The following is a 9,993-nucleotide window of genomic DNA, read 5'->3' on the forward strand; positions in this document are numbered from 1 at the left end:
ACTGACGTTGGCAATTGTAAAGAGACCGTTGAGGTCTAGCTCATCACCTCTAACGTAAGAAGTGTCAATGTGTACTACATTTGAACTTATGACATTAAATCCAAGACTTTCAAGCACATACTGCTGTATAGAAACGTCATGCAGATAGATATCTTTTACACTACTAGAACTCTTAACTTCGTAGATCTCAACACCATCTGGCGTGTTTCGTAAAACATCAACCAGTACAAGAATGCCATCAAACAAGAAAGTTGCTTCGTAGATGTACTCTAAGCCCTCTTCCATCCACTGCTTTGTAAGCTCTACCATACCGTCAAAGTTTTGATTATCGTAGGGAACTTCTTTACCATTTGGAAAAAGGTTGCAGGCGAGATCACCAACGATATTGCCCGTCTCAAACCTTGCCAATGCAGTTGTATCGGGAGGAGTTAGCACCTCTTTGTTGTACTTTTTCAGCCAGAGGGCTTTGGGGCATTGGATGCCTTTAGTGTAGAGGGATTTGGAAAGTGTCATAATTCTTTTTTTACTTTTCCAAAGGTTTCAAGCCGAATAAATATGGAACCAAATTCTTGTTCCGGAATCTTCTTTTTTAAAAGTGAATGGAAGTTCTCATCATGAGTAGAGAGGATGATTTGTTTATTATGATTGACTACTAAACTTCGTAATAAATCTATCGTTGCTAGGATATTAATACTATCCATTGATTGAATTGGGTCATCTATGAAGATACAGTTTACATTTTCCCCTTGATCATCTTTGGCGTTTAAAGCTTTCGCCAAAAATATACTAAGACTCAAAACATTTAGCTGTGCTGTACTGTAATATAACGCTGGGGAAATAGGCTCTTCATTCTCAGCCTCACTGACAAAGATATTTAATTTTCCACCATCTTTATCAAAACTGCATTCAAACTTAACATGTTTATACTCTGGATGTGGATCAATTTTTTTGTATAGATTATTGATGAGTTCTTCATGAAAAAAGGCTTGGACATCTTTATTGATTTTTGCTTCAACACTTTTTTTCTCATTGTTTAACTCAATTGCCACTTTGTTTTTTAACTTGACCTCTTTACTAAGTGCATCTTTTTCTACTATTAATTTTTTCTGTTCAATAAATAGGGACAGATTATCCCCATAAGATTTAAGTATATCAAGCATTTCAGACGTTTTTTCACTTCTTTTTAATGACTTATCGACATCTAAATTTTTTGTACCAAATGCCTTTTTCGCTTCCTCTTTGTTATCAGGTACTATCTCAAATAGGACCAGATAATAGGATTCAAATGGTTGCAAGTCTTTAACAAGAACTTCTATTTCATTATTTGACTCTGTAATTTGTTCTTGCAAATTTTCTATAGTGCTTATTTCAGCTTTTTCAAGCAGTTCATCAAGCTTTATCTTCTTCTCCGTCTGCTCATCAATATAATGAGTATGATTATCTATACAGACACTGATTTTCGATTCGATTTCTATTAGAGTGTCCATACCATCCAGTAAATCTTGTTTGAACTTTTCAATGTTCTTCCATTCATCTTTACTTGTCAATTCGTTAATGTTCGTCTCAATTGTTTTGATTTTAACTTCTACTAAAGAGACATCACCTCTTTTCGTCGTAATTGAAGCTTCTAACTCTTTGAGTCGCTTATCTAATATTTTAATCTCAGCTTGATATTCATGCTTACTCTTTTTCTTCTTAAGCAAAAAGTCATTTTGTGTTAACTTGTCTGTTTTAATAAGTAATAACTGATATTCAGATTCAAATTTGAGTAACGATTTTTTAAATCCAGTTATATTTTGATTTGATTGTTTCATAGAGTGCTTAATCTTCTTCAAATCAAGCTGTATTGTTTGCAAGTCATTATTCAGTGCTGTGTACAAGTTTTTTTGATGTATATTAATCTTATCTCGGAGTGTTGCAATAGATATTTCAATATCTTTTTTGTTGGATAACAACTCCTTCTCCATATCATTCAACATGGAGTTATTTAAGACTTTTTCTTGCAAATTCTCGTATGCTTCATATGGTTGACTACAAAGTGGACATGCATCTAAATGATTGCTATTTATCAAGCTACTACCAAGTGATAGTAAACTTTTTAATTCTGAATTAAACTGCTGATGCTTATTTTGTTCGCTCTGCAGATCTAAAAGCTTCCTGTCAAGTAGTCGTTGTTCGTCTAATGATGTTTCAATCTCTTCAATCATTACTTTATACTTTTCATTTTCTCTAATTTCTAAAAAAATGTTTTCTTTTGCTGCCTGAATTATTGAGATTTGCTTTTTTTCACTCTCTTGTAAACTATTCTCTTGTTTCTGAAGCTCATCTACTTGAGATTGTTTATCTTGAATTGTTTTTCTTGATAGCGAAATCTCATCTTCAAGATCTTTAATTTTTACGAATAAATTTGGTGCATTACGTATTAATTCATTTACAGCATCTAAATTTTTCGATACTTGCTTTTTCTTTTCCAATACAAGGGCGTTGTCACTAATGAATTGTTGTAATTCATTTGAAATATTTATTAAATTAGTTTTATATTTTGTTAATTCATCTGTATTGGCTATGACTTCAGAACGGATTGTTTCATAGTTTGGGAAAATTATTTTTAAATCATTTAAATATTTTTGTTGATCTTTTTCAGCAGTAATCTTCTGTTTTATGTTTTCATATGCCTTTGCTGTATCTTGAATTTTTTGAAAAGCTTTTATCTTCTTTTCTAAATTTGTATATTTACCTTTTTTCTCGAAATAGCTATCAATTTCAGCCATTTTATTCAATAATATTTCTTTAAATTTATTTTGTCCCTCCAATAAGCTTCGTATCTCAATCTTTCTTTTGTCAATTTGATCATCCAATTGAAGCTTTTGTGATTGATTAAACTCATCATTTATAGCATTGAAATCTTCCCCATAATTTTTCAACGCTTCTATCTGTTTATTGACATTCTGAAATACTTCTTTGTCTACTGGTATTTGCAATTTTTTTTGTATTTCAACTATTTTTGCTTGGAGTAAAGAGGTATTTTTATCATTGCTTTTTTGTAGCTGGTTTATTTGTGAATAATATTTTTCTATTTTTTCATCGCCAAAATAATTGATGAATTTTTTATATCTATCTTTAGCATTATCTTCTGTCAAAAATGCATCGATTCCATCTTGAGATAAGATTACATCTCTAAAATATTTATTTTCTGTTGTTGAGTCATTAAATAAAAAATCCGTTGCGCCAGCTCTTGATGGCTCAATGATTGTGCTCTTGATAGGTTGATCATTTTTAGTTGTAAATAGAGACACAAAACCAACAGTATCTTCATTGGCATCTCTATTTTTTAATACATATTGTTTTTTTCGTTGTTGATGGATTTTTTCTACAACTCCACGTTCTGCTTTTGCAATTTCCGATTTATGTATTAATCTTCGAATATTTTTTGTCATGCCCCACTCTACACCGTCATAAAATGAAGTTTTTCCAAAGCCATTAGGTGCATAGATAGATACAAAGTTGGCTATCTTATTATCTGGTAATGTAAAATCGAAGGTGCCATTTTCTTTATCTTTATACGCCCTAAATGCATGTAGTTCAATTTTTTTAAATTTCATTTTATTGCCTCTTCAATGGAGTGTAATATCTCATCGATATTTTTTTCATTTAGATCGCCAAAGTTTGAGATTTTTTCCCACACTATTGAGTTAGATGCATACTCCGTAGGCTTAGTGGGCTCATTGTTTTTTACATTGAAATCACTAAACTCAATATGTGAGGCGATAAGTGCTTGAATATTTTCATTAGTTAACTCTTTGTCGTAGTTGTCTTCCACGATTTTTCTTGAAGCAAATGTATTATTTTCAATTTCGTATTGCAGTTCCTTACTAACAGTGCCATTAATTAAATACATTACATACAAGTTCCATTTGGAAAAATCATCATCTAAAGAATCATCTAGATATTGTGAAAGTGAACTATTAATTCGTCGCCAGTTGTTTTTTAAAGCTTCTTCACCTGAGTTTTGGACAAAAACCGCAATAAAGTCACCACCAAAAGAGATTTTGAATGTTTTAATGTCCTGCAACTTATGTAGCTCTTTTAAATTATCCACATCTTCAATCGTTATTTTATGAAAAGACTTTTGAAAGTTCATCTTTTATTTTCTCCTCTACATTGTTTCTATCTGCGTCATCAAAATACTCATCATCATCAATCATCTGTTTTTGAATTGCATGAATATGTTTAAATGTCAAATCTTCATAAGGTTTGCTAATCCCACTATCGATACGTCTTTCTCCTGGCAGCACACGGTCAATGTTTTCCAGTACCGTTTTTGACAATTTGCACCTTGTAGGTTCTCTATCACCATCACAACCAATAATGACAATTCCATTTTTTTCTAAGCCCGATAAATCTGAAAGTAGTATTTGTTCTGCTAGTCCCGTCCAATCTTCTGTTTTAGCAAAAAGAAATTTTCGTTTTTTATAAATATCATTTAAATCAGTAACATTCAATGGGCTGCTTGTATCAATCAACGGACAAAGCACTAAAAATTCTAAGTACATAGCCCACAATGCATGATTATAAAGTTCACTTTCGTTCTGCTTATCAATTAAAAGATTTTTTCCATATTTATCGGCAATCTCTATTGGTTTTATTTTGTCAAAAAAATGTGTCTTAGCAATAGATTGAAGTTCATTTCGTACCACAATTTTATTATGATCTGACATTCCACGTAACAAAAATATTTCTTCTAATAAACCAGAAAAATTATCAAAATACGGAGGTACCAAAGGAGCCAATTTCTCATTATTGGCATTAATGATATCATCAAATTTATCAATCAGAATCATTCGTATTCTGTTGTGACTTTCACCAGAAGATGCGCTAGAATCCATTCTATATTCGATGCCTGCGATATAAGTCGATTCATTTTCTTCTTTAAATACGCCACCACCTGAACAGCCAGTCATTTCACTTTGTTCAGAAAAATCACTGTTACTCAGAATACAATCATTTTGATCTTGATGGCCAAATACAAGATTAAAATAATTTAATTTATTTTCTTCCTCACGTCTTGTTTCAGGATAGCCATATAAAATATACTTTTCATTCCGTTTAGGAACTTCAATCTGTTTCATAGGACCTACAAAACCAATAATTCTCTCTATTTTGACAATTGCGATATCTATATCATGATGTTCATACTTTTCTAAAATGGTTAAATTTTCCCCTTCACAGTTTTTAATAACAATTTCATCAGTACTTTTAGCCTCAATATTATGTTTAGCAGTTAAAACATATGTATAGTCATCTGTCATTGGCTGAAATAGTACACCACTTCCATTGTCAACAATGACTGAAAATTCTTTATATTTTCCAAGTAAACTCATATAGTCAAATCCTCGGTGCTATAGGTATTAAAGCTATAGTTTTGCAACTCTTCTTCTCTAAAAATCTTTTGTATTAATTCTGGATAGTTAAAATAAAGTTTGCAGTTTTGTTTTTTATTTATGATTCGTGTCAATGTTCTTTTGTTTGGAAGAGCATGTCTATCTCCACTTGTACTAATGACATATTTTTCACAATCTATTATCTCCAATAACTCATTGGTTGTATTACCCTTGCTACCATGATGAGACAACTTTACTAAATCAACTTGGAGAGGATTATCTTTAGAATAGCCTTGATCAATTATACCTTGTAATACAACACTAGGAAATGCATCTCCAAGTAAAAGAATCTTTTTATTTTGTAGTTCCAGCATAAAAGCGATTGAACTACCATTATGGATTGATTTATCTTCTACAAATCCATCTGATTCTAAAAGTTCTTCTAATGTTTTATCATAATCATTTTCTCTTCCAGATGTAAGAGTGTCTGGAGCTTCTATTTCCCATTTAATTAACAGCTTTTTTAATTCATCTTCGGATGGAGAAAGTATTATGATTTTTGCACCAAATTCTTCTTGTTTATCACCCATTTTAATGATTTTTCTGTCCCATAAGTTATTTTGAAAAATCATTTGTTCAAATGTAACACCTTGACCAATACTTGTATCTGGGGAATCAAATTTCTTTAATTTTTTACTATTGTCATTTTCAAAATTTTGTTGAAAATGCTCATTGATTAATGCACCTGCATTAAACCAAACCTTACTTATCATATCAGCATCAAATTCACTTGATTCAAACCATTTTAAAATGCCACCAATATGATCATCGTCAACATGAGTCAGGATTAGCAAATCTATCCGTTCTTCTTGCTCTTTTAAACTATCAAGTTTTTTTTTCAAAGCACCATGTCTTTTTGGTCTAGTTCCAAATGTATACGCTTTACTCGGTCCACCATCAATGAGAATATTTCTATTTACTCCATCCTCTTCATATGAAATAAAAATTGCATCCCCATGTTCCGCTTGTAAGATATCTATTATCATTTATAACTCCACTATTTTCTCAAACATCTCCTTGATCTCGCTCTCATGCGAGATCAGAAAGATCTGTCGGTACTGCTCTTTGATGGTGTGGAAGGCTTCCATGATCTCTAAGCGGCGCTCTTCGTCTTGCGAACCGAAGACCTCATCGAATGCTAAGAAACCTACACTGCTGCTGCCGTTTAGCTCGGCGAGGGTCTTTGAGATGGCGATGCGCAGGACGAGGTTGGCGAGGTCGATCTCGCCGCCGCTGAAACGCTCTATGCTGTGGCGCTGCCCCTCGTCATAGATGAAGAAGTCGAACTCGTCGCTCACCTCGATGTGCTGGTACTTCCCCTTGGTGATGGTGCTGTACATCTCGCTGGCGAGCTGGCTGATGCGCGGGGCGATCTTGGCGTTGATCTTGTTCTTGAACTCCGCCATGAACGACTTGAGCTTTTCGTAGTCGTTCTTGTCGTCGAGCTTGCTCTGCAGCTGCACGCGCTGCTTCGTGTCGGTGTCGATGCGGCTTTGCAGCGTTTTGATGTCGCCCTTGATGCTCTCTAGCACCTTCTCGCCCTCTCTAAGGCTTTTATTGATCGCCTCACGCTTGCCCTGCTCTTCTTCAAAAAGTTTCGCTTTGGCCACATGCAGTTTCTCGTCATAGGTGTGGTTTTTGATGAGTGTCTCTTTGGCTTTTATATCTGCGTCAATCTGCTTTATGAGCGCTTCTATCTTCTTGACCTCATCTGTCAACGCCGGGATCTCTTTAATAAGGCTCTCCGTCCCTATAAGCTCTCTGTATTTGGCTTCCAGCCCTTTTCGTGACGTTTCCGCCTCTTGGTGTGCCTTTTCGTCATAGGACGCCTCTTTGAGCGCTTCCAGCTTCTCATTGTTTGCTTTGCCTTTAAGCGTGACACCAATGAACGCTTCGTTTTTCTTGGCCAGTGTCATTTCGTCCGAGGCAAGGATCTTGAGTGCGGTCGATGTCTCGTTGATAGTCTTCTCTATTGCCGTCTTTTCGGCCGAGAGCTTCTGTTTTGTGTCAAGCTCTGTTTTGAGTTCACCATGATGCTTCTCTATCTGCTGGGTGTAGCTGTCTCTGATCTCATGTTGTAGCGCACTGATGACATTGTCGTACTCATCTAAAAGCGGCCTTGTACAGGTTGGACAGGCTGACTCTCTGCCGAGCTCCTGAATCTTTGCGACCCTCTTCTCCGTCTCCGCAACAACGCCCTGCAGTTTTGCGATCTCTGCACGAAGACCCTGCTCCAGCGTTTCGTGCTTACCTAACTGCTCCTGCACGACACTGTGCTGTTCTTTCAGCCTCTTCTCTCTGGCTATTAGTTCCGGTCTGCTCTTTACCTTCTCTTCCAACGCGCTTATCTCGTCCTTGAACTCTTTATACTGTTCTCTAAGTAGAACCTGCTCTTTCTCAAGCCCCTCTTTGACAAGACGCATCTCTTTCTGGGTCTGAAACACTTTGAGTTTCTCTTCGAGCGCTCTGTACTCTGCTATTAACGGTTTCTCTTTCTCGTACTGTATGGACAACGAGTTGAGCCTCTGCAGCTTTACTGTTGTAACACTCAGGTTCTGCGTCTGGTTGACTTTGTTCTGCTGCAGCAGCGTCAGTTCACTGTTGAGACGGGTAAACTCCTCTTTGAGCTTTTGGAGTGCTTCGAGCTCTTTTGTAAGTGCCGTCAGCTCTTTTTGCTTTGCCTCATACGACGCGGCAATGGCAGCGACCTCTTTTGTTTTGTCATTAAAGCTCTTGGTAAGAGTGCCCTGCTGCTCTGCGATCTCTTTTTTGGCCGACTCGGAGAGAAGGATCTCTTCGAAACTCTTTATGGCACGGTTCAGGTCCGTTAGCTCACCGCGGATCTCCAACTCTATCTTGTCGATCTTCTCCAACCCTAGGAGTTTACGGATGATCTTCTTGCGCTCTTCGTTTTTCAGACCGCTCAAGGCTGTCAACTCTTTCTGCGAAGCAAAGACCGTGTGCATAAAGGCATCACGGCTCATCCCCACAAGTTTTGAGATGCTCTTCGTCACCTCTTTGACACCGTCACTAAGTAATGCATCGTTGTCATGGTAAAGAGAGGCTTTGGCCACTTGTGACTTGCCTCTAAGCTCCCGTACCACTTTGTAGGTCTTACCGTCTATCTCGAACTCCAACGTGACACTGACATTCTCTTTCTCACCGGCCTTGGCATATTTGAGGTTCTCTTTTTGCCCTCTGACCTCGCCATAGAGGGCAAAGATGATGCCGTCGAAGATCGTTGACTTTCCGCTGCCGTTTCGTCCGATGATCCCCGTTAATCCCTCTTCGAACGCAAGGCTAAAGTTCGCATACTTTTTGTAGTTCTCAAGGCGTATGTTAGAGAGCGTCATCATCACCCTCCTCGTAACGTGCAAATAGCGCCTTGGCCTTGGCAGTCAAACGCTCCTGCTCCTCTCTGTTCTCTACGCTCTCGACAATGTGCGATACAAAGTAGGACTCCAAAGAGATGGATTCGATGTCGTCATGTGTCGCACTCCCCTCCGAAGCTCTGAATTCACGCTTTACCTTGACGTACATCGCTTTGTCAAAGAGTGCGACGATCTCTCTGTTGGTAATGTCGATAGAGGTCGATGTGGTAAGATTGGTCAAGAGCACCTCTACCAGGGCATCATCTATCTCGCTCAGGTCAAGTGCGGCTACAGCCTCTTCGAACCGCTCTGTGTCGATAGTAAAGATGCGTGACTTGCGGAGTGTGATGGTACGAAGTTCCATAGCGAGCTCATCGTCAAGCTCAAGCAGGACATACCCTTTGTCCTCTCGTTTGTCACTGCTGCTGGTACGTTCTGTTGAACCGGCATAGAAAACATTCTTGTGCTTGCCGACGGAACCGAAACCGTGCCAATGCCCCAGCGCCACATAGTCCATCTTCTCAAACAGGTACTCTTTCTCTTTGGGAAAGACCCATTCCCCGAACTCATGCATAAGGTAGTGGGCACCGACGGAACAGTGCATCATTAAAACATTCTTCTTGCTGCTGTCAATGCTGGCTTCGACACGTTCAAGCTCGTCGGGAATGATCCGCTCGTCATTGACGTGAGGCAGTGCATGAAAGATAACGTCGTCAAAGGCCACCGTCTCATACTTCTGTTCGAAAACAGCGTGAACATTGTCGAGCGTTTTAAGCGCCTGCAATATAGGCGAAGAGGTCGAGGTGCGCGGCGTCGAGTGGTTACCCGCAATAATGACTAGAGGAATTTTGACCTGCTCTATCCGTTTTAGCTGTGCCAGCGCAAAAGTGATGGCTCTGTTGGAAGGGCTTGCTCTGTGGAACAGATCGCCCGTGTGGATGACATAGTCAGGCTTTATTTCGATGATGGCATCTATGACCTGTTTAAAGGCGTCGTAAAAATCTGCTTCTCTCTGGTTGACACCCTCTTCGTTTAGAACATCGAGATCGTTAAAGCCGAGGTGGGTGTCGGAAAAATGTATTATCTTCAATCAGCAATCTTCTCTTGTATTTGTCATAACAGTCCATAAAAAGATAGTTATTACTGATTCTACTTTAAAACAATAAAAAGTAACTTTTTCA

6 protein-coding genes and 1 pseudogene are annotated in these 9,993 nt (G+C 37.7%); all 7 read right to left on the bottom strand.

From position 1 onward, the window contains the following. A pseudogene (locus ABYK33_RS10180) lies at nt 1–513 on the bottom strand (DUF2779 domain-containing protein); the annotation flags it as partial. After that, complete coding sequence (locus ABYK33_RS10185) at nt 510–3,602, bottom strand: hypothetical protein (RefSeq protein WP_373033077.1); 3,093 nt, start codon at nt 3,600–3,602, stop codon at nt 510–512. The gene ABYK33_RS10185 and the pseudogene ABYK33_RS10180, both read right to left, overlap by 4 nt. Then, the gene (locus tag ABYK33_RS10190; RefSeq protein ID WP_373033078.1) at nt 3,599–4,141 is read right to left on the bottom strand and encodes an ABC-three component system middle component 1; all 543 of its coding nucleotides are present in this window, start codon (nt 4,139–4,141) and stop codon (nt 3,599–3,601) included. Before ABYK33_RS10190 ends, ABYK33_RS10185 begins: the two co-directional genes overlap by 4 nt. Then, on the bottom strand, nt 4,116–5,381 hold the full coding sequence (locus ABYK33_RS10195; RefSeq protein ID WP_373033079.1) for an ABC-three component system protein: 1,266 nt from the start codon (nt 5,379–5,381) through the stop codon (nt 4,116–4,118). Before ABYK33_RS10195 ends, ABYK33_RS10190 begins: the two co-directional genes overlap by 26 nt. Next, nucleotides 5,378–6,427: a ComEC/Rec2 family competence protein gene (locus tag ABYK33_RS10200; protein WP_373033080.1), complete on the bottom strand. Its 1,050-nt coding sequence runs from the start codon at nt 6,425–6,427 to the stop codon at nt 5,378–5,380. Before ABYK33_RS10200 ends, ABYK33_RS10195 begins: the two co-directional genes overlap by 4 nt. Next, nucleotides 6,428–8,797 (bottom strand): AAA family ATPase, encoded by a 2,370-nt coding sequence (locus ABYK33_RS10205; RefSeq protein ID WP_373033081.1) that lies wholly within the window; start codon nt 8,795–8,797, stop codon nt 6,428–6,430. It lies immediately after the preceding gene. After that, nucleotides 8,781–9,902 (bottom strand): exonuclease SbcCD subunit D, encoded by a 1,122-nt coding sequence (locus ABYK33_RS10210; protein ID WP_373033083.1) that lies wholly within the window; start codon nt 9,900–9,902, stop codon nt 8,781–8,783. Before ABYK33_RS10210 ends, ABYK33_RS10205 begins: the two co-directional genes overlap by 17 nt. Between the last annotated feature and the right edge of the window lie 91 nt (nt 9,903–9,993).

It is taken from the genome of Sulfurovum sp., assembly GCF_041562805.1.
GTDB lineage: Bacteria > Campylobacterota > Campylobacteria > Campylobacterales > Sulfurovaceae > Sulfurovum.